The 20516-nt window shown below is 54.5% G+C and carries 19 protein-coding genes; 12 read left to right on the forward strand and 7 right to left on the reverse strand.

The window, feature by feature from the left end; all coding sequences use genetic code 11:
• Positions 1-39: 39 nt before the first annotated feature.
• From LG300_RS06935 to LG300_RS06970, 8 genes are all read left to right on the forward strand, one after another.
• On the forward strand, positions 40-474 hold the full coding sequence (locus LG300_RS06935; RefSeq protein ID WP_404377659.1) for an acyl-CoA thioesterase: 435 nt from the start codon (positions 40-42) through the stop codon (positions 472-474).
• Between the two features lie 153 nt (positions 475-627).
• Positions 628-3327 carry a DNA gyrase subunit A gene (gene gyrA / locus LG300_RS06940; RefSeq protein ID WP_404377660.1) on the forward strand — a complete coding sequence of 900 codons (2700 nt, stop codon included), beginning with the start codon at positions 628-630 and terminating at the stop codon, positions 3325-3327.
• Entirely contained in the window at positions 3311-4414 is a 1104-nt protein-coding gene (serC, locus tag LG300_RS06945; protein ID WP_404377661.1) for a 3-phosphoserine/phosphohydroxythreonine transaminase, read from the forward strand. The genes gyrA and serC overlap by 17 nt, the downstream gene beginning before the upstream one ends.
• Positions 4415-4419: 5 nt before the next feature.
• Positions 4420-5511 (forward strand): prephenate dehydratase, encoded by a 1092-nt coding sequence (gene pheA / locus LG300_RS06950; RefSeq protein WP_404377662.1) that lies wholly within the window; start codon positions 4420-4422, stop codon positions 5509-5511.
• Positions 5508-7796 (forward strand): bifunctional prephenate dehydrogenase/3-phosphoshikimate 1-carboxyvinyltransferase, encoded by a 2289-nt coding sequence (locus LG300_RS06955; protein WP_404377663.1) that lies wholly within the window; start codon positions 5508-5510, stop codon positions 7794-7796. The genes pheA and LG300_RS06955 overlap by 4 nt, the downstream gene beginning before the upstream one ends.
• Positions 7786-8475, forward strand: a complete 690-nt coding sequence (cmk, locus tag LG300_RS06960; RefSeq protein WP_404377664.1) for a (d)CMP kinase — start codon at positions 7786-7788, stop codon at positions 8473-8475. Before LG300_RS06955 ends, cmk begins: the two co-directional genes overlap by 11 nt.
• A gap of 184 nt (positions 8476-8659) precedes the next feature.
• The gene (gene rpsA / locus LG300_RS06965; RefSeq protein ID WP_404377665.1) at positions 8660-10339 is read left to right on the forward strand and encodes a 30S ribosomal protein S1; all 1680 of its coding nucleotides are present in this window, start codon (positions 8660-8662) and stop codon (positions 10337-10339) included.
• Between the two features lie 299 nt (positions 10340-10638).
• Positions 10639-11013, forward strand: a complete 375-nt coding sequence (locus LG300_RS06970; RefSeq protein ID WP_404377667.1) for a histone-like nucleoid-structuring protein, MvaT/MvaU family — start codon at positions 10639-10641, stop codon at positions 11011-11013.
• A gap of 115 nt (positions 11014-11128) precedes the next feature.
• Here LG300_RS06970 and LG300_RS06975 read toward each other — a convergent pair whose 3' ends face one another.
• Positions 11129-11962, reverse strand: coding sequence for a helix-turn-helix transcriptional regulator (locus LG300_RS06975; RefSeq protein WP_404377668.1), 834 nt, complete (start codon positions 11960-11962; stop codon positions 11129-11131).
• 369 nt (positions 11963-12331) lie between these two features.
• On the opposite strand from LG300_RS06975, the gene LG300_RS06980 reads away from it, so the two are divergent.
• Positions 12332-12646, forward strand: coding sequence for a hypothetical protein (locus LG300_RS06980; RefSeq protein WP_404377669.1), 315 nt, complete (start codon positions 12332-12334; stop codon positions 12644-12646).
• A 38-nt stretch (positions 12647-12684) separates the two neighbouring features.
• Here LG300_RS06980 and LG300_RS06985 read toward each other — a convergent pair whose 3' ends face one another.
• The 6 genes from LG300_RS06985 to pilB are packed head-to-tail and all read right to left on the reverse strand — an operon-like array spanning position 12685 to position 18323.
• Positions 12685-13554, reverse strand: a complete 870-nt coding sequence (locus tag LG300_RS06985; RefSeq protein WP_404377670.1) for a DNA replication terminus site-binding protein — start codon at positions 13552-13554, stop codon at positions 12685-12687.
• A 15-nt stretch (positions 13555-13569) separates the two neighbouring features.
• On the reverse strand, positions 13570-13803 hold the full coding sequence (gene yacG / locus LG300_RS06990) for a DNA gyrase inhibitor YacG (protein WP_404377671.1): 234 nt from the start codon (positions 13801-13803) through the stop codon (positions 13570-13572).
• 11 nt (positions 13804-13814) lie between these two features.
• Complete coding sequence (coaE, locus tag LG300_RS06995; RefSeq protein ID WP_404377672.1) at positions 13815-14411, reverse strand: dephospho-CoA kinase; 597 nt, start codon at positions 14409-14411, stop codon at positions 13815-13817.
• A gap of 41 nt (positions 14412-14452) precedes the next feature.
• Positions 14453-15298 carry a prepilin peptidase gene (locus LG300_RS07000; RefSeq protein ID WP_404377673.1) on the reverse strand — a complete coding sequence of 282 codons (846 nt, stop codon included), beginning with the start codon at positions 15296-15298 and terminating at the stop codon, positions 14453-14455.
• Positions 15299-15327: 29 nt separating this feature from the next.
• Entirely contained in the window at positions 15328-16557 is a 1230-nt protein-coding gene (locus LG300_RS07005) for a type II secretion system F family protein (RefSeq protein ID WP_404377674.1), read from the reverse strand.
• An 8-nt stretch (positions 16558-16565) separates the two neighbouring features.
• Positions 16566-18323 (reverse strand): type IV-A pilus assembly ATPase PilB, encoded by a 1758-nt coding sequence (gene pilB, locus LG300_RS07010; protein ID WP_404377676.1) that lies wholly within the window; start codon positions 18321-18323, stop codon positions 16566-16568.
• A 231-nt stretch (positions 18324-18554) separates the two neighbouring features.
• Here pilB and LG300_RS07015 point away from each other — a divergent pair, with 231 nt between their 5' ends.
• The 3 genes from LG300_RS07015 (at position 18555) to LG300_RS07025 (ending at position 20479) form a co-directional block, all read left to right on the forward strand.
• Positions 18555-19034, forward strand: a complete 480-nt coding sequence (locus tag LG300_RS07015) for a pilin (RefSeq protein WP_404377677.1) — start codon at positions 18555-18557, stop codon at positions 19032-19034.
• A gap of 128 nt (positions 19035-19162) precedes the next feature.
• Entirely contained in the window at positions 19163-19594 is a 432-nt protein-coding gene (locus LG300_RS07020; RefSeq protein WP_404377678.1) for an anti-virulence regulator CigR family protein, read from the forward strand.
• Positions 19595-19666: 72 nt separating this feature from the next.
• Positions 19667-20479 (forward strand): inositol monophosphatase family protein, encoded by an 813-nt coding sequence (locus LG300_RS07025; RefSeq protein WP_404377679.1) that lies wholly within the window; start codon positions 19667-19669, stop codon positions 20477-20479.
• Positions 20480-20516 lie beyond the last annotated feature (37 nt).

The raw sequence follows: 20516 nt of genomic DNA on the forward strand, positions 1-20516 counted from the left end.
TCCTTGCCTATTTTTATCAGTGTCAAATACGAGGTTGCTATGTCTGAATCGATTTCCCAAGTCAGTATGCGGGTTCGTGGTTACCATCTGGATGGCTATGGCCACGTCAACAACGCGCGCTATCTGGAGTTTATGGAGGAGGGGCGCTGGGCATTTTTTGACGAGCATCCACGGTTGATAAAGCAGCTCCATAAAGCCGGCCGTGCCTTCGTCGTCGTTAACCTGAATATCGATTACCGAGCGGCCGCGCTGCAGGGCGACGATCTACGGGTATTGACGGGAATTGTCGACGTGGGGGAGCGCAGCGCCATTTGCCACCACCGTATTGTGCGTGAAGATGGTACGCTGGTGGCGCAGGCGGATCTCACTTTTGTGCTGCTTGATATGCAAGCTAATAAAGCGGCGGCGATCGAGGGGGAAGTGCGCGAGGTGCTGCTCGGTCTGGTGGTATCAAAAGAGGCGTTTGCCGCCTAAATAGTTATGGCGGTGTCACCGACTGCCCTTGATGCGTATGCGGTGGTATGATGTCACGGTATCTGCGCGCCGCCTTCATGTGCTATCCAAGGCGGCATTTTTAAGCGCTTTCAACTCTCGCAGTGCCAATGCAGTGCAAAGGATCTGACTTTCATGGGTGACATCGCCAGAGAAATCTTGCCCGTCAATATTGAAGACGAGCTCAAACAGTCGTACCTCGACTATGCGATGAGTGTCATTATCGGCCGCGCGCTTCCCGACGTGCGCGACGGCCTCAAGCCCGTTCACCGGCGTGTGCTGTTTGCCATGCATGAACTGGGCAATGACTGGAATAAACCGTACAAGAAGTCGGCGCGTGTCGTCGGCGATGTCATCGGTAAATACCACCCGCACGGCGATAGTGCGGTGTATGACACCATCGTACGGATGGCTCAGCACTTTTCCATGCGCCATGTGCTGGTCGATGGTCAGGGTAACTTTGGCTCCATCGACGGTGATAACGCAGCGGCTATGCGTTACACCGAAGTGCGTATGGCACGCCTGGCCCACGAGCTACTGGCTGATCTAGAGAAAGATACGGTCGATTGGGTCGATAACTACGACGGCACCGAGCGTATTCCTGAAGTGCTGCCGACCAAGGTGCCCAACCTGTTAATCAACGGGTCGTCGGGTATCGCGGTGGGTATGGCCACCAATATTCCGCCCCATAATATGCGGGAAGTCATCGACGGCTGCCTGGCACTGATCGACGACTACACCTTATCCGTCGATGACCTGATGCAGTATATCCCCGGTCCGGACTTCCCTACCGGTGGCATCATCAATGGCCGTGCGGGCATTCTCGATGCTTACCGCACTGGGCGTGGGCGTATTTATGTACGTGCCTGCCACACCATTGAGCATGATGATAAAACCGGCCGCGACCACATTATCATCACCGAGCTGCCCTACCAGGTGAACAAAGCGCGGTTGATCGAGAAGATTGCCGAGCTGGTCAAAGAGAAGAAGATCGAAGGCATTGCCGAGCTGCGCGATGAGTCCGATAAAGACGGCTTGCGCGTGGTGATCGAGATCAAGCGCGGCGAGTCCGGCGATGTGGTCGTTAATAACCTGTTTGCCCAAACCCAGCTGCAGAACGTGTTCGGCATCAACATGGTGGCGCTGGAGAACGGCCAGCCGCGTACGCTCAACCTTAAAGAGATGCTGGAGGCGTTCATTCGCCACCGCCGCGAGGTGGTGACCCGGCGCACACTGTTTGAACTCAAGAAAGCCCGCGAACGTGGCCACCTGTTGGAAGGCCTGGCGGTAGCCATTTCCAACATCGATGAAGTGATCGAGCTAATTAAGGCATCGCCCAACGCCGCCGAGGCGCGGGAGAAGCTCTTGGCGAAGGTGTGGAAGCCCGGCCAGGTCACCGCCATGCTTGAGCGCGCTGGTGCCACATCCTGCAAGCCGGAAGATTTAGAAGAAGGCTTTGGCCTGAACCCTTCGGCAACCGAATACCGGCTCTCTCCCGCTCAGGCTCAGGCGATTCTGGAGCTACGCCTGCATCGCCTCACCGGGCTGGAAACCGAAAAGCTGCTCGACGAGTACCTCTCAATTCTTGAGAAAATCGCCGAGTTTACCGACATTCTCGCCTCCGCTGATCGCCTGATGGAAGTGATCCGTGAAGAGCTGCACGCGGTGCGTGACCAGTTTGGGGATGACCGCCGGACGGAAATCCAAGCTAGCCATCTCGACCTCTCCATTGAGGACCTGATCGCGGAAGAGGATATGGTAGTGACCGTATCCCGCTCCGGTTACGCGAAGACCCAGCCGCTTTCTGATTATCAGGCCCAGCGACGTGGCGGTCGCGGTAAGTCCGCCACTTCCATGAAAGATGAGGATGTCATTGAGCACCTGCTGGTGGCCTCTACCCACGACACCGTGCTGCTGTTCTCTAACCGCGGCAAGGTGTACTGGCTGAAAGTGTATGAAATGCCCAATGCCAGCCGTGGCTCCCGCGGTAAGCCGTTGGTCAATATGCTGCCGCTGGAAGAGGGCGAAGCGGTTAACGCGATTCTGCCGGTTCGGGATTATGACCCTGAGCACTATATTTTCTTCGCGACTGCCAAGGGCACGGTGAAACGTACCAGCCTTGAGCAGTTCTCTCGCCCGCGTAGCGTTGGTTTGATTGCGATTGATCTGGAAGAGGGCGATCGCCTGGTAGGCGCTGCGATTACCTCGGGTACTGACCATGCGATGCTGCTCTCCTCTAATGGCAAAGCAATCCGCTTTGAAGAGAGTAACGTGCGTGCCATGGGGCGTACCGCCCGCGGCGTGCGCGGTATGCGCTTAGTGGATGACGCGGAAGTGATCAGCCTGATTATTCCCAAGAGCCAACAGATTGATGCCGAAGCGGATACAGACGCCGAAGTAGATGCACAGGCGGAAACGGTTGAGCAAGCGCAGGGCGAGGGGCGGATTTATATCCTGACAGCCAGTGAAAATGGCTATGGCAAGCGTACCCGCTTGGAGGAGTTCCCGCTGCGTGGCCGTGGGGGGCAGGGCGTCATTGCCATGCAGACCAGCGAACGTAACGGCGCATTGGTGGCCGCTATGCAAGTCTACGATAGCGACGAGATGATGCTGATTACCGATCGCGGCACGCTGGTGCGTACTCGTGTGGAAGAGGTATCAACGACTTCGCGTAATACGCAGGGTGTGATGCTGATTCGCCTGGGTAAAGAAGAGAAGCTGGTAAAAACCGTTCGCGTTGATGAGCCTGAAGAGTCCGATGTTTTAGAGGCGGGCGAGCCAGCAGACGCAGACAATGGCGCACAGGAACTGGGAACCGATGACACGTCATTATAATTTTTGTGCAGGGCCAGCAGCCCTACCAACCGCCGTATTAGAGCGCGCCCGCAACGAACTGCTCGATTACCAGGGGCGTGGTTTGTCGGTGATGGAGATGAGCCATCGTAGTGATGAGTTTATTGCCATTGCTGAGCAGGCCGAGGCAGATCTTCGCGAGCTGCTGTCGATTCCCAGCAACTACCGGGTGCTCTTCTTGCAGGGCGGGGCGAGCATGCAGTTCTCGATGCTGCCGATGAACCTGCTTGGTCAGGGTGGCAGCGCTAACTTTATCCAGACTGGTATCTGGGGGAAAAAGGCGCTGAGTGAAGCTAAGCGCTTGGGCTTTCACTGCCATGTGGCTGCCAGCAGCGAGGCTAATGGCCACACTGCCGTGCCTGATGAAGCGGCGCTATCGATGACTCATGACGCGGCTTACCTCCACTACACGTCAAATGAAACCATTGGCGGGCTAGAGTTTGACTACACGCCCCGAGTAGCTCGTGCCGACGGTGCGGAGGTGCCGCTTGTTTGCGATATGTCGTCGAATATTCTCTCCGGCCCGATCGATATCAGTGATTTTGGCGTGGTGTATGCGGGGGCGCAGAAAAATATCGGCCCAGCGGGTTTAACCATTGTCATCGTGCGTGACGATCTGCTGGGCAAGGCACCTGGCACGATTCCTTCGCTGTTCGACTACCGGATGCTGGCTGAGGCCGGGTCGATGGTAAATACACCGCCCACCTATGCTTGGTATCTCTCGGGCCTGGTTTTCCAATGGCTAAAAAATGACATTGGTGGCCTAGACGCGATGGATGTCAGGAACCAGCGTAAAGCGCAAAAGCTTTACGCTGCCATTGATGCCAGCGATTTTTACAGTAATCCCATCGCCGTGGCTAACCGCTCGCGGATGAATGTGCCCTTCGTGCTTGCGGATGAGCGTTTAGATAGCGCGTTTCTACAAGAAGCCGATGAGGCGGGCCTGTTAAACCTGAAAGGCCACCGCAGCGTAGGCGGTATGCGCGCCAGCTTGTACAACGCTGTACCGGAAGAGGCGGTGGATGCCTTAATTGCCTTTATGGCGGATTTTGAACAACGAAGGGGCTAACCATCATGTCCGATACGCCGATCAATTTAGACGACCTACGTCAACGTATCGACCAGTTGGATGGCGATATTCTGCGCTTGATTAGCGAACGTGCGAACTGCGCCCAGCAGGTGGCACACGTTAAGCTGGCCCAAGATAAAGATGCCGTGTTTTATCGCCCGGAGCGGGAAGCCCAGGTGCTGCGTCGGATTATGGCGCTGAACAAAGGCCCGCTGGACGCCGAGGAGATGGCGCGGCTGTTCCGCGAGATTATGTCGGCCTGCCTCGCCCTGGAGCAGCCGGTAAAAGTGGCCTACCTAGGGCCGGAAGGCACTTTCACCCAGCAAGCGGCGCTCAAGCATTTTGGCGAAAGCGCGGTAAGCCTGCCCATGGCTGCTATTGATGAAGTGTTCCGTGAAGTGGAAGCGGGCGCGGTGAATTACGGCGTTGTACCGGTGGAAAACTCCACCGAAGGCGTGGTGAACCATACGCTCGATACCTTTATGGACTCCTCCATCAAGATTTGTGGCGAAGTGGTGCTACGCATCCACCACCACCTTCTGATCAGCGAAACAACGCGCAAGGATAAAGTCTCGCGTATTTACTCGCATCCGCAGTCGTTTGGCCAGTGCCGTAAATGGCTGGATGCACACTACCCCCATGCGGAGCGTGTGCCGGTCTCTTCCAACGCCGAAGCGGCGAAGCTGGTGAAAACCGAGTGGCACAGCGCGGCGATTGCGGGCGATATGGCCGCCAAGCTGTACGGCTTAGAGCGTATTGCCGATAAGATTGAGGACCGTCCGGATAATTCCACGCGCTTTTTGATTATTGGCAACCAAGATGTGCCGATGTCAGGCGAGGATAAGACCTCCATTGTGGTGGCAATGCGTAACCAGCCAGGTGCACTGCACGACCTGTTGGAGCCTTTCCATCGCCATAAGATCGATTTGACTCGGATCGAGACGCGGCCTTCGCGTACAGGGGCGTGGAATTACGTATTCTTTATTGATTTTAAAGGCCATCGCGACGAGCCGCAGGTGGCGGCGGTGCTTGAAGAAGTGCGTCTACGCGCTTCCGAACTGCGCGTGCTGGGCTCTTACCCCCAGGGCGTGCTGTGACCGTGTTGGTCAACAGTGCCAAGCGCGGTGCGTGCCAAGAATCGCGCATCCTCATCGTTGGCTTAGGCTTAATTGGTGGTTCGCTGGCGGCGGCGCTGCGCTCTGCTGGTTACCAAGGGCATATTGTTGCTTGCGACCCCAATCAAGATGAGGTCGCGCTAGGCATAGAGCTTGGCTTAGTCAATACAGGCGGGACGCAGCTGGACGAGCTGCTGGACGATGTCTCCATGGTCGTGTTGGCGGTTCCTGTGCTGGCCATGGAGAGCGTGATGAGCACGCTAGCCCAGGCGCTACCCAAGGCGGCGAATGATGTGGTGATCACCGATGTAGGCAGCACGAAAGCGACGATCCGCGAGTGCGCCGAGCGGGTGTTCGGCCGCGTGCTGCCTAATATGGTGTTGGGCCACCCTATTGCGGGGTCGGAAAAAAGCGGAGTGGCAGCAGCGAATCCGGCGCTTTATGTCAATCATAAGGTGATCCTAACGCCGGAGCCTAACGTCGATACAGGCGCGCTGGCGCGGGTAGAGGCACTCTGGCAGGCCTGTGGAGCCGAAGTGCTGCAAATGAGTGTCGAACGGCATGACCAGGTGCTTGCCCGTACTAGCCATCTACCCCACCTGCTTGCCTTCTCTCTCGTGGATACCCTGGCGCGGCAGGATGAGCGGTTGGATATTTTCCGCTACGCCGCGGGCGGGTTTCGTGATTTTACCCGTATCGCCGGCAGCGACCCCGTTATGTGGCGGGATATCTTTATCGCTAACCGAGAAGCGGTCCTGTCGTCGCTGGATGACTTTGAGGCAGGCTTAAAGCGCCTTCGCCAAGCGGTTGAAAGCGGCGATAGCGATGCATTGATTGCCACCTTTGACCGTGCCAGCCACGCTCGACACTATTTTGATACGTTATTGAATAAAACCAGTTATCAGGCGGAATATCATATGCAACCACACGGTAAAGTGACTTATCGGGTGCAGCCGGGCGGACAAGCGCAAGGTCGCCTTCGCGTGCCGGGCGATAAATCCATGTCCCACCGCTCCATCATGCTGGGCGCTCTCGCGGAAGGTGTTACGGAAGTAAAAGGCTTCCTCGAAGGGGAAGATAGCTTGGCAACGTTGCAGGCTTTCCGCGAGATGGGGGTGGCCATTGAGGGGCCGCACCAAGGGCGCGTCACTATCCACGGGGTCGGTATGCACGGGTTGCAAGCGCCCGCTGGGCCGCTTTATGTGGGCAACTCCGGTACGGCCATGCGGCTATTCGCCGGTTTGCTGGCGGGGCAATCCTTCGACAGCGAGCTGACCGGAGACGAGTCACTCACTAAGCGCCCGATGGGTCGCGTGGCGGATCCGCTACGCCTTATGGGGGCGACGATCGATACCGCCGAGGGCGGTCGCCCACCGTTAAAAATCCACGGTGGCGCTGCCTTGAAAGGCATTGATTACGATATGCCGATGGCCAGCGCGCAGGTCAAATCCTGCCTGCTGCTCGCGGGCCTCTATGCCGAAGGCGAAACCCGTGTACGTGAACCCGCGCCTACCCGTGACCACACCGAACGGATGCTTAATGGCTTTGGCTACCCCGTTTCCCGGGAAGGGGACACCTGCTGGCTGCAGGGGGGCGGTAAGCTGACGGCAGGGCCGATTGATGTGCCTTCCGATATCTCTTCCGCCACGTTTTTTCTGGTCGCGGCTGCGATTACGCCGGGGTCTGATATCACCTTGGAGCATGTGGGCATCAACCCAACGCGTATTGGCGTGATCAATATCTTGACCTTGATGGGCGCTGATTTAACCCTTGAAAACGAGCGTGAAGTGGGTGGCGAGCCAGTGGCGGATATTCGTATCCGTTATGCGCCGCTGAGGGGGATTGATATTCCGGTGGATCAAGTACCTCTGGCCATTGATGAGTTCCCAGCGCTATTTATCGCGGCTGCCAACGCCCAGGGTACGACCCGCCTGCGCGGTGCCGAAGAGCTGCGGGTGAAAGAATCCGACCGTATCCAGGCCATGGCCGATGGCCTTGCGGTACTTGGCGTTGAGCATACGGTGGTGGAAGACGGTATTGATGTTATCGGTAACGGCAACGACAGCGTGCCGAGCTATGGCGGCGGCCGTATCGATAGCTTGGGCGACCACCGTATTGCTATGGCGTTTGCCATTGCGTCACTGCGTGCAAGCGACGAGATTGTTATTGACGACTGTGCGAATGTCGCTACCTCGTTCCCCGACTTTGTCGCGCTGGCGCAGCGCATCGGTATGGGCGTTAGCGTGGAGGGTCCCAATGGCGTCTAAGGTGCCTGTGCTGACAATCGATGGCCCCGGCGGTGCCGGTAAAGGCACGATTAGCAGCCTCGTGGCCGAGCGTTTGGGTTGGCACTTACTGGATAGTGGGGCGCTTTATCGGCTAACGGCCCAGGCGGCCGTTAAGCATCACGTTGCCCTGGATGACGAGGCGGCGCTGGCAGCCATTGCCGCTGAGCTTGATGTCGCTTTTCCGGTGGTAGATGGTCAGCCTTGTACCTTGTTAGAAGGCGAGGATGTTGGACGGGTGATTCGTACCGAGCAGGCCGGTGAGCGTGCTTCCCAAGTAGCAGCGCTGCCCCGTGTGCGGGCCGCGCTGCTCCAGCGCCAACGGGATTTTTGCCAGTCACCCGGATTGGTGGCGGATGGCCGTGACATGGGTACCGTGGTGTTTCCCGAGGCACCCTTGAAGATTTTTCTCACCGCTAGCGCCGAGGAACGGGCCCGCAGAAGGCATCTACAGTTGCAGGAAGCTGGGGTGGATGCTAGTCTGTCGAGTCTTTTAAAGGAGATTCAGGCACGCGATGCACGCGACACGCAACGCAGTGTGGCTCCTCTCAAGCCGGCAGATGATGCCATTACGCTTGATACCACGCGCCTGAGCATACCGGAAGTGGTTGATCGGCTGACCGAACTGCTTGCCCAACGCGGCATGTCTAACGGCATTTGATTCTCCCTTGCGGCGTTTTTGGAAAGGTGTCACGACATGGCAGGGCAATAGCTCCATACCCGAGAGCCCGGTCAGGTCTAACCAGCGCTAACACCTCCAAAAGCTGAGTGACATTAGGCCCGTACTTGCTGGTGGTGCGGAGAAGGCAGTTATGCCTCAACAACGTTGATCACGTAGGAAAACCATGAGCGAAAGCTTTGCTGAACTGTTTGAACAGTCTCTTAACGACATCAACATGGAGCCAGGCGCCATCGTCGCGGCCCAGGTTGTCGACATTGACGGTGACTGGGTTACCGTTAACGCTGGTCTGAAATCCGAAGGTCAGATCCCTGCGGCACAATTCCGCGACGAAAACGGTGAACTGACCATCGCTATCGGTGACGACGTTCACGTTGCACTGGAAGCCGTTGAAGATGGCTTCGGTGAAACGCGTCTGTCCCGTGAAAAAGCCAAGCGCGCAGAAGCTTGGAAGATTCTGGAAGCAGCCTTCGAGAAAGACGAAATCGTCAAGGGCGTGATCAACGGTAAAGTCAAAGGCGGCTTCACTGTCGACGTCGACTCTATCCGTGCCTTCTTGCCGGGCTCTCTAGTTGACGTTCGTCCGGTTCGCGACACCGTGCACCTGGAAAACAAAGAGCTGGACTTTAAAGTCATCAAGCTTGATCCGAAGCGCAACAACGTCGTTGTATCGCGCCGTGCCGTTCTGGAAGCCGAGAACAGCGCCGAGCGTGAAGCGCTGCTGGCCACTCTGCAGGAAGGCCAGCAAATCAAGGGTATCGTTAAGAACCTGACTGATTACGGTGCCTTCGTTGATCTGGGCGGTGTTGATGGTCTGCTGCACATCACCGACATGGCCTGGAAGCGTATCAAGCATCCGTCTGAAATCGTTGCCGTTGGCGACGAGATCAACGTCAAAGTGCTGAAGTTCGACCGTGAGCGCAACCGCGTATCTCTGGGTCTGAAGCAGCTGGGCGAAGATCCGTGGGTCAACATTAAAGAGCGTTACCCGGAAGGCACCAAAGTACACGCAGTCGTCACTAACCTGACTGACTACGGCTGCTTTGCCGAGCTGGAAGAGGGCGTTGAAGGTCTGGTTCACGTTTCCGAAATGGACTGGACCAACAAGAATATCCATCCGTCTAAAGTTGTCCAAGTGGGCGACGATGTTGACGTCATGGTTCTGGATATCGACGAAGAGCGTCGTCGTATTTCCCTGGGTATCAAGCAGTGCACTGCTAACCCGTGGGAAACCTTCAACGCTGAATACAACAAGGGCGACCGTGTTTCCGGTACCATCAAGTCAATCACTGACTTCGGTATCTTCATCGGCCTTGAAGGCGGTATCGACGGTCTGGTTCACCTGTCCGACATCTCCTGGACAGAAACTGGCGAAGAAGCCGTTCGCAACTTCAAGAAAGGCGACGAAGCGGAAGCGGTTATTCTGTCTATCGACCCGGAGCGCGAGCGCATCTCCCTAGGTATCAAGCAGATGGATTCCGATCCGGTGGCTGAGTACCTGTCAGTGAATGACAAGGGTAGCATCGTGACTGGCCGCGTTGTAGAAGTTGACGCCAAAGAAGCACACGTTGAGCTGGCAACTGATGTTATCGCCATCCTCAAAGCGTCTGAAATCAGCGCCGACCGCGTTGAAGACGCACGCAACGTGCTGAACGAAGGCGACAGCGTTGAAGCGCGTATCGTCAGCGTCGATCGTAAGAGCCGCCAGATCAACCTGTCGGTGAAAGCGAAAGAGCAGGACGACACTCGCCAGAACCTGAAGAAACTGCGTGAGCAGGAGCCGGAAGCCGCAGGTGGCCCGACCACTATCGGTGATCTGATCAAGCAGCAAATGGGTCAAGACTAAGCATTAGTTTTGCTTGTTAAAAACGCCGCCCACTAGGGCGGCGTTTTTTTTTGCAAAATTTTACACTCTTCCTCTTTATTGCCTTAGTCGGAAGTAAGTGAATGATAGGGTAATAAAAAGGAATTACTTAAACAGTAGCTTGGGTTTGTAAAATTGTTTAGTAAGTGGGGTAAAATCAACTAGACTGTTGTCAATTACAAAATTTAAAGCAATAATGTGTCCGCATCCTGAGCTAGTCGGTATTGAGTTGCCTAACTAAATGCCTCTGCAGTTAAATCCAAGCTAAAAAAGGACCACCCATGTCACTGTTAAACGACTATATTCAAAAAGAACAGCAGCTCAAACAGCTTCAAGAAGAGCTGCAGCGTTTGGAAGGCGATCAACGCCTAAAAAGCGAGCTTGAGTTTAAGGCTAAACTTGAAGCGCTGATGAACGAGTTTGGTAAGCGTCCTGCCGACGTTATTGCATTATTAGACCCTACTGCTGACCAGCGTAGTGCCAAAGCCGCTCCAGCCGCCTCTACTCGCCGTAAGCGCCGTTTGAAGATTTATAAGAACCCGCACACTGGTGAAGTGATTGAAACCCGTGGTGGCAACCATAAAGGCCTGCGTAGCTGGAAAGACGAACACGGTGATGAAACCGTTGAGTCTTGGCTCGTACGAATGGAAGATTAAGCGTTTCTTAGCCGGCATGTCTCGTTAGAGGTGCCGGCTTTGTTTTTGGCCTTTTCAAGGCTTCGCTAGCGGTGGCAACGTAGGCGATAGAAAACCAAATAAGCGGATCTTGGCGCTACCCCAATAGTGGTATACGCAGTTCTAAGTGGTCAGACTGCCATAAGACTCGTGGCGCCTCTCCGCTAACATAAAATCGATGTGTCTGGTTCGCTAGCTGTCGCAGTGTCGCTGTCAAGGCATCGGATAGCTCATCAAAGCCATCAAAACGAGTTTTAGCATAATGCTGTGACGGTATCTCAACGCGGCGATAATCAACCGGCAAGGCTAAACTCTCTGTATTGGCGGATGGGTCTAAATAAAGGCCGATGTCAGTACGAAACGTGTGAGTATTCGCCTGAGTGTCGAGAGCTTCTACTTTGTCCGCAAGTAGGTCTGGCAGTGCGACGGTTGGTGTTGCGCAGCTGAGATGAGCCTCGAAGCAGGCAAGGTGGCTAGAATGGCATGACGTGTTGCCTAGCCCTTTAATAGCGTCTGGCGCTTTATAGACGCGCATAAAGATAGCCTGGCGCGGGCGGCTCTTCTCGATAGTAGTAGTAAACTGTTTTCTCGGTGGAGTGAGGTGGCGCATGTCGCTGAGCGCTTGACGATAATGCCGGGGTGTTAACTGATAACGCCGCTGGAAGGCACGCGAAAACGATGAGTGATTCGCATACCCGCAGCGAATGGCAATATGCGCTATATTTTGTGGGGTAAGTGATAATAAGACCGCTGCACGCTCTAATCGCCGTTGTTCACGATAAGCGTTAGGTGAAGTATTGAAGCAGTGGCGAAACTGGCGTCGTACCTGTGACGCTGAATACCCTAAATGGTTAGCAAGGTCTTCTATGCTCAGCGACTGATCAAGCGTGTCCTGTAGCCAGATCTCAGCTCGCGACATTGCATTAAACATTATCTGGCCTCCCATGCGTGAGTCATACAGGCAATAAATAGCTAACCTGTAGTGCACCCTCCCGGTGCCTGTTGATGCTGGTAACCTGGTAGCCCATGACTTTTATCGTTGCCTACCAGTGTTAAGTGAGTGGTTCACGGAGCGGCCATCCTTGGCTCGTGATGGAACATGCTAGGTTTAGTGTCCATCTGCCATTCGGTTAACCATTGTTACCGATTGGCTTTGCATCACGATGGTGTCTTTATGCGGTTAAGCTGAAGCAAAGGCAAGTTTGCTCCGAAGGTTTACGCGTTTGTGCACAGTTTTGGTAAAAAAAGCCTGTTTTTCAGGCGTATCGACCATCTCAAGTAAGGTGTGAATAAAACATCGATGAAATATCACAAGGTTCAAAAACAGCTGGATGAGCGTGAGAAGCTACGCAAGTTTCGTGAGCTGGATGACGCCTTTGCCCAAGCATTGCGTCAGTTAGAGGATCCTAATAGTGACTTTGATATCCCAACTGGGCCGCCTGTACGCTCACTAGCGGCGCTAGAAGCTGACGACCAAGCTGAGAAGCAGAAAGCGCAGGATCAGTTGTTCAAACAACGCTTAACAGCACTGCTGATTGAGTATGATCTGTCGGAGGGTGAGGTGAGCGAGCTGATACAGACGCTTTTAACTTACGGCTTATGGAGTGAGGACTGATAGGGTAGGGCGTGCTTTCCAGCACAAAGCGATGGGGGTTAACGGTAACGATAGATCCGCAAGCTGGGCAGAAATACCTCGCTCTCAAGCTTCTCGTCCCGACGCTTTGCCCGCGTGCGCTGCACAGGCGGCTCTAAAGGCGGCACTTTAATATGAGGCAAACGGTTGTCGGGAGAGGGAACAATAAGCGGCATGGCAATGTTTAGCGCCCGCCGCGTATGGCCGTCTTCTAGTGGTTCGGTATAAAACAGGTTGGCACGCATCAGCGGGGCTTGATTCTGAACCTGGGCTAGCGGTTCACTGCTGGGTATGCCTGCCAATTTACGCAGCTGGATACGGATATGCGGCGCATCGGTATCTAATTGCAACAGTTTCTGCTCCGCCTCCTGCACCGTAATGCGCTTGATAGAACGCCCGCTGCTGTACCAAGCAAGCCGAACCCTTGCAACTGGTGCTTCCGCAATGGGTAGCTGCCGCCAGCACTGTTTTAAATGCAGCCTGGCTAGCCCGCCTTGACGCAATACTTTTTCCACCTCAGGGTGGCGCTGCGGAAGACGCTGTTTGGCCTCGCTAAGGGCCTTAGGGTGGTTCTGTTTAATGCGCTGGAGCAGCTCGCTGATCGCGCTTTTTGCAGCGTTGACCTCTTTGAAGGCGGACATCAATTCATCGTCCGCCGCGATCAACGCAATATAGTTACGTGTTTCGCGCCCATCCTGATGCTGCTGATGCCACATATCTAGCAGGGCACTCCGTAGCCACCCTGCATCGCTCAATCCATCGAAACGCCAAGTGGCGGGCATTCGCGCTTCATAAAGCGTGGCAGCGCGGTGAATGGTGCTGATGAGCTGGTCAAAATGCTCATCTAACTCATGGAGTAAGCGGTAAAGTGGGCGTGGAGTGTCGGTCATTAGCGGTACGCTGTGTTAAGAGAGCGGAGCGTCTTTGTCAGCCTGGGCCAACAGGGTCTCAATATCGGCTTCGTCCATAGCGGACTCGCCTGAAATGCGATGGGATTCATCTGCCCAGGCGCCCAAATCCAGCAGTTGGCAGCGCTGGCTGCAAAAAGGGCGGTAAGCGCTTTCGGGTATCCAGGGCACCCGCTTGCCGCACTGGGGGCAATCAACTTCCAATGGCGCATCGTTAGCGGGAATGGGCATGGTGAACTCCTTTAACATCTGCTGTTTCGGTAACGCTGGTCTAACGCGCTGACTTGTTGATGGGTATAGTCGAGACCATGACTGTTATCAATGACATCATCCGCGCGCGCGAGACGCTCGTTTCGCGGTAGCTGGGCGGCGAGGATAGCACGCACTTGCGCTTCACTCACTTTATCCCTTGCCAGCGTGCGGGCCAGCTGTTCATTCTCTGGAACATCAACCACCAATGTGCGGTTTACCAAGGCATCCTGCCCTGATTCAAACAGCAGGGGGGATACCAGCAGCACGTAGGGGGATATGGCGTTTAGCCGCTCTAGCTGCGCGAGCAGGCGTTCACGAATGCGGGGGTGAGTAATGGACTCAAGCCATACGCGCTGGCTCGGGTCGTCAAACACAATTTGCCGCAATGCAGCCCTGTTAAGGGTGCCGTCCTCATTAATCACCTGCTCACCGAAGCGTTCGGCAATGGCTGCTAGGGCTGGTTCGCCTGGGGCAACCACCTCACGGGCAACGTCATCGGCGTCTACCCAACCGGCACCCAGTTCTCCAAAAGCGCGGGCAACGGTAGATTTACCAGAACCAATGCCGCCAGTGACACCAATAATCATACGATTCCTTTAAACATCATTTGCACTAAGCTGCAGGCTGGTTAATAGATGAGAGTCAGATAGAGGGCCATCAGTTCATCGCCCATGAGCAGCCCCGCCCAGCCTGCTAAGGCTAAAAATGGCCCGAAGGGGAGCGGCTGGCCGCGCAAACGGGGCGAAAGCGCCTGGGCTGCCAGCCCGCAAATGGCACCTATGCCCGCTGAAACAACCAATAGCAGGGGCAGCATACTCCAGCCAAGCCAAGCTCCTAAAGCCGCAAGCAGTTTGAAGTCGCCAAAGCCCATTCCCTCTTTGCCCGTTACCAATTTAAACAGCCAATAAAAGCTCCATAATACGAGGTAACCCGCTATTGCTCCCCATACGGCACTGGGTAGCATCACCGGCTGAAAGAGCAGCTGGTAGAGCAAGCCAGCCCATAATAGTGGCAAGGTGAGAATATCGGGCAGTAAATAGGTACGCAGATCAATGACTGTCAACGCCAGCAGCGTCAGGCAGGCGGCGTAGATAAACAGGCTAGCCATGCTGGGGCCATGCAGGGCCAAGATAGCCACAGCGAGTACCCCGCCCATTAACTCCACTACTGGGTATTGGGGGCTGATGCGGGTGCGGCAGTGGGCGCAGCGGCCTCGCCGCTTGAGCCAGCCTACCAGCGGCAGGTTGTCGTGCCAGGCAATCGCGTGTTCGCAGCTTGGGCACATAGAGGGAGGGTAGGCCAGGTTAAAGCGCGGCGCAGGCTCTATGGGTTGCTCAAGCGCTTCCAGTGCCTCATTGCGCCACTGGCGCATCAGCATAACAGGCAGGCGTGTGATTACGACGTTTAAAAAGCTGCCTAAGCAAAGGCCTATCGCCAGTGCAGACACATACAAAAATGTTGGCGGTAAGCCCATGGTGCTCCTAATCGGGTCTCAAGGTAAGGTTATAGCGCCGTGCCAATTTCAAATATCGGCAGGTACATTGAAACAACAACACCACCCACCAGGGCACCGAGTACCACAATAATAATCGGCTCCATGAGGGAGGTTAGCGCGTCTACTTTGTTATCTACTTCTTCTTCATAATAGTCGGCCACACGATTCAGCATGGCATCCAGCGAGCCGGCCTCTTCGCCAATGCTCACCATTTGTATGGCTAGCGCGGGAAAGCGGTTGGTCATCCGCATGGCGAAATGGAGCTGTTGGCCTGTAGTAACGTCTTGGCGCACTTCGTTAATCGCTTTGCTGTACACGCGGTTATCGGCAGCACCGGCGGCGGTCTCCAGCCCCTCAACCAACGGGACGCCGGAGGCAAAGGTCGTTGCTAAAGTGCGAGTAAAGCGGGAGACTGCCGATTTATGCATGATATCGCCAATAATCGGTAACTTGAGTAGCAGGCCATCCAGCCGATAAGCGACCTTATAAGAGCGCCGCGCCGCGGTTTTTAACAGCATGATGCTACCTACCAACGCGCCGAAGGCGTGGAGCCAGTACTGTTGTGCCATCTCAGAAAGATTAACGGTGAACTGGGTCAGTGCGGGTAGCTCGGCACCAAAGCCCTGAAACATATTTTCAAACTCTGGCACTACCTTGATCAACAGCAGCATGGTTACCCCGATACCAATAGCCATAACGGAGGTAGGGTACCAAAGCGCTTTTTTAACCCGGTTTTTAAGTGATTCCACTTTCTCCTTGTAGCTGGCAATACGCTCTAACATTTCGTCGAGTGCACCGGCCTGTTCGCCAGCATCTACCAAGTTGACAAATAAACGGTCGAATTGCTTGGGGTGCTTAGCTATTGCAGCAGAGAGGCTATCGCCTGAAGATACGTCCTCCATAATTTGCTGCGTCAGTGCCACCATCGCTGGTTTTTTTAAGCTTTCAGACACTGCCTGCAGCGCCTGCAGTATGGGGATGCCCGCTCGCACCATGGTCGCCATTTGCCGGGCAAACACCATAATATCGACATTATTGACTCGGCCTCGGCCGCTGAAGCTGCTGCGCCTTTGAACGTTGCTCGCCACAATGCGCTGCTTGGCGAGCTGCTCAATAATATCCGCTTTGGTACGGCCAATTAACTCGCCACGCATAGGCCTATCTTGTGGGCCTTTGCCTGTCCATTTCCAGCGGTATAGTGGGGCAGGTTTGGTGCGGCGTGCCTTCGCTTTAGCCATGAACGGCATTACTCCTTACTAATTCGGTTAACTTCTTCCAGGCTGGTACTGCCGTCCAGCACCCGGCTTAGGCAGCTTTGATAAAGGCTCGGATAACCTTCTCGGCGGGCCTGTTGGTCAATTTCAATAGCATTGCCGTCGCGCATAATCAGCTGGCGCATTTCATCGGTAATGGGGACAACTTCGTAAATGCCAATTCGCCCCTTGTAACCTTGGGTGCACTGCTTGCACCCAGCCGCCTTATAAATAGTGGCGTTACGAATTTCTTCTTTCTTGAGTCCGTGCTTTGTTAATACTTCGTCAGGTATTTTGGTCGGCACTTTGCACCTGTTGCATAGCTTTCTCGCCAGGCGTTGAGCAATAATAAGGCTCACGGAACTCGCTATGTTATATGTAGCTACCCCCATATTGGCGAGACGAGTAAGCGTTTCAGCGACAGAGTTTGTATGTACCGTTGAAAGTACTAAGTGGCCGGTTTGAGCGGCTTTTACGGCTATTTCAGCGGTTTCTAAATCGCGAATTTCACCAACCATAATGACATCTGGATCCTGGCGTAAAAAGGCTCGCAGGGCACTGGCGAAGTCGAGGCCAATTTTGGGGAGTACATTGACCTGGTTAATGCCAGACACTTTCATTTCTACCGGGTCTTCCGCAGTACAAATATTGCGCTCAATCTGGTTAAGGACATTAATACCAGTGTAGAGGGTGACAGTTTTACCGCTACCAGTAGGGCCAGTGGCCAGTATCATACCTTGAGGCTTCTTCAGAGCGCTTTCGTAAGCTTCTTGCTGTTCAGGGCTAAAACCAAGCTGTTCAATACCCAATTGTGCAGAGGTAGGGTCCAATATCCGCAGAACAATCTTTTCTCCCCATACGGTAGGTAGCGAGTTGACACGGAAATCAATGGAGCGGGTTCGTGAGAGCTGTAGCTTGAGGGCACCATCTTGCGGCAAGCGGCGTTCGGAAATATCCAGCCGTGACATAATCTTTAAGCGCGCAGCAATGCGGTCTCTAAAGGCAAACGGTGGGCGGGCAACCTCAACGAGCATACCGTCGATACGAAAGCGCACCCTGAACTGGGTTTCGTATGGCTCAAAGTGAATATCCGATGCCCCCCGGCTAATGGCATCTAGCAGAATTTTGTTAACAAACTTAACAACAGGGGCGTCTTCGCTATTTTGCTCGGCTTTATCTAGTGCAACTTCATCGCCGTCCGCATTTTGGATGATGTTTAGCCCGCTGACCGCATCATCAACGTTTTCCAGCTCTTCAAGCATGCTGCGTTCATTTTGTGCGAGATACTGGACCAAGGTATTGCGGAGCTGGTCAGCAGGAGCTAATACGCCATCTACACTCAGGCCGGTAGCAAACTGAAGCTCGTCAAGCTGGGTTAAGGTGGAAGGGTAGGGCACTGCTACGGTAAGCCGATGCCCATGCCGAGCAAGAGGAAGAATACCTAACCGCTGTAGAATTTTAACGGGGTAATCATTAGCCGGTGGAAGAGCATTAACACGAATAGCTTCCAGATCAATGACGGGTAGGCCATATTCCCAGGCAGCTGCAACCGCTGCTGCATCTGGCTCAACTAGCCCGCTCTCCACCACATGCTGCAGCAGCGAAACCTCTAAATCCGCAGCGGTGTTTTCGGCAACGGTTGCTTGGGCATCGGTGAGCAGGTCGTGCTTCACCAGCCGTTTGGCAATACCACGCAGCCCCCCATGGTGGGCCGCATGGCTAAGGGTAGACTCCGGAGTAGTTTGGCTCATAACGGACTCGGTGGCTAGGCATATATGCCGGGAGTTGTACCATATTTGCCCTATATGAGGTACTAGTCACGCCTAAGCTAAATAAAGATATAGGCGCATATGGATGCCCATAAATGGATGAGAAAGCTAGTTGCCATTGCTGGGTTCGTAAGCTATTGTAAGCCATATGTTAGGCGATGGTTTAATTAACCTAGCCTACTCATAACCTCATCACCGCAAGGGAACCTCGCAATGCAAACTACCCAACCCAACCAACCTCGCCACTTCAAGCAGCAGGGCTTTACTCTCATTGAGCTGCTGATTGTGATCGCGATTATTGGCATTTTGTCAGCTGTCGCGGTGCCTCAGTATCAAACTTATACTCAGCGCGCCGAGGCAACATCTGCATACTCCACGCTAAGCTCACTGCAGACTGGTTTTGATGCTGCTTTGGCTTCTGGGGTTGATCCTGATGAAGAATTTCTGCCAAAAGATGGCGATGACAAATTTATAGATTACGTAGGCTTTGATGAAGGCGAGTTGAGTGGTGGGAATACTGTTACGTATACAGGATTGAATACCACTACGCCGACAATAACGTTTACTTTTGGTTCTATTGGGGAGTCCGAGTCTAACACGATGGCTGTAACCCGTACTGCTGCTGGTGGTTGGACTTGTGCAGCTACTATCGAAGAAAATATTCGCCCACGTGGTTGCCAAGACGCACCATAATAAATAGTCGCTTTCACTTTAAAACAGCCGCTTGAGTAAGCGGCTGTTTTTTATTTCCACACTCCCTGCGTATTTGCCTTATACACTCAAAGCTCCTAGATAGATTAAATGCCTTGAAGGAGCCAGTTATGAGACCCATCACCTTAGGCGTTTTACTCGCCATGCTGTTTTGGCATACAGCCGCTTCCGCACAGCCTGCCCATGCACCTGCTCACGGCGCGCGAGATCACGGTAGTGCCAAGCATCATCATGAACAGCGCCATCACCATGAGCGCGACCACCGCTATGTCGATTTGCCGCGTATTAATGAACGTGAGCTGCTTAGCCTGTTGCGCCAATATGATGCACCCCGTGCCGAGCCGCTGCCGCCAGGCATCCAACGCCGATTAGAGCGCGGTAAGCCGCTTCCTCCAGGCATTGCTAAACGTTTTGATGGGCCGATTGCCCGTGAGCTGCCCCGTTACCCCGGCTACGAGTGGGAGCGCGTAGGGGCGGATGTGGTGTTAATTGAAGCGGCCACCCGGATTGTGGTGGATGTGCTGGTGGATGCTTTGCGCTAGCTCCCAAAAAGTGCAGCGTTTATGCTGGGTAAATGATCAAAAAATAGTTTACCCAACTCAATAGGAACACTGATGGCTGACTATACCCTCCAAGAGCGCCTAGCGCTGGCGATTCGTATTGCCGAAGAGGCTGGGCAGATGATTCGTAATGCCCGCGAGCAGCAAACCTTTAGCCAGCGGTTAAAGGCGGGTATTGAGCTAGTCACGGATGTGGATGTGGCTGTCGATAAGCTGATTAGCCAGCGCTTGGAAGAGCACTTTCCCGGTGAAGCGCGCCTAAGCGAAGAACTAAGCCCAGAAGAGGCGCTGCACAACCCCGCCGAACAGCTTTGGGTGGTTGACCCTATCGATGGCACGGTGAATTTTGCCCAGGGTCTGCGCCATGTGGCGGTTTCCATCGGCTGGATTGAGCAGGGGATAGGTAAAGTGGGCGTGGTACATGCGCCGTTTTTAAACGACACCTTTAGCGCTGCCCAAGGCTTAGGAGCGTTTTGTAATCAGCAGCCGATTACACCAAGCGATGCGGATTCGTTGGAAAGTACCTTAGTGGGAACCGGTTTCCCTTACGATAAAATCGCCCGTAAACAGCTGTTACCCCGCTTAGAGGCTGCGTTGACTTATTGCCAAGATGTACGACGCAACGGCTCGGCGGCGTTAGATATTTGTGACGTCGCCTGCGGGCGGTTAGATGCCTACTACGAAACGGTTTCGCCGTGGGATTTTGTGGCGGGCTGGGTGATTGCTCGTGAAGCAGGAGCGAGAGTAGGGCACCTGATTGACGTGCCCGCCAACGTCCCCGCTGATCTTTTTCCAGAGCAGCTGTTGGTCACCACGCCGAGGGTATATGACGCCATGGCCGCCATGCTAATTAAAGCCGATAGCTAGCCTGTTGGCAGGCTAAAAGGCAAGCACTTGAAAAGAA

The sequence above is a fragment of the Vreelandella aquamarina genome (assembly GCF_044805175.1).
GTDB classification, from domain to species: domain Bacteria; phylum Pseudomonadota; class Gammaproteobacteria; order Pseudomonadales; family Halomonadaceae; genus Vreelandella; species Vreelandella aquamarina_B.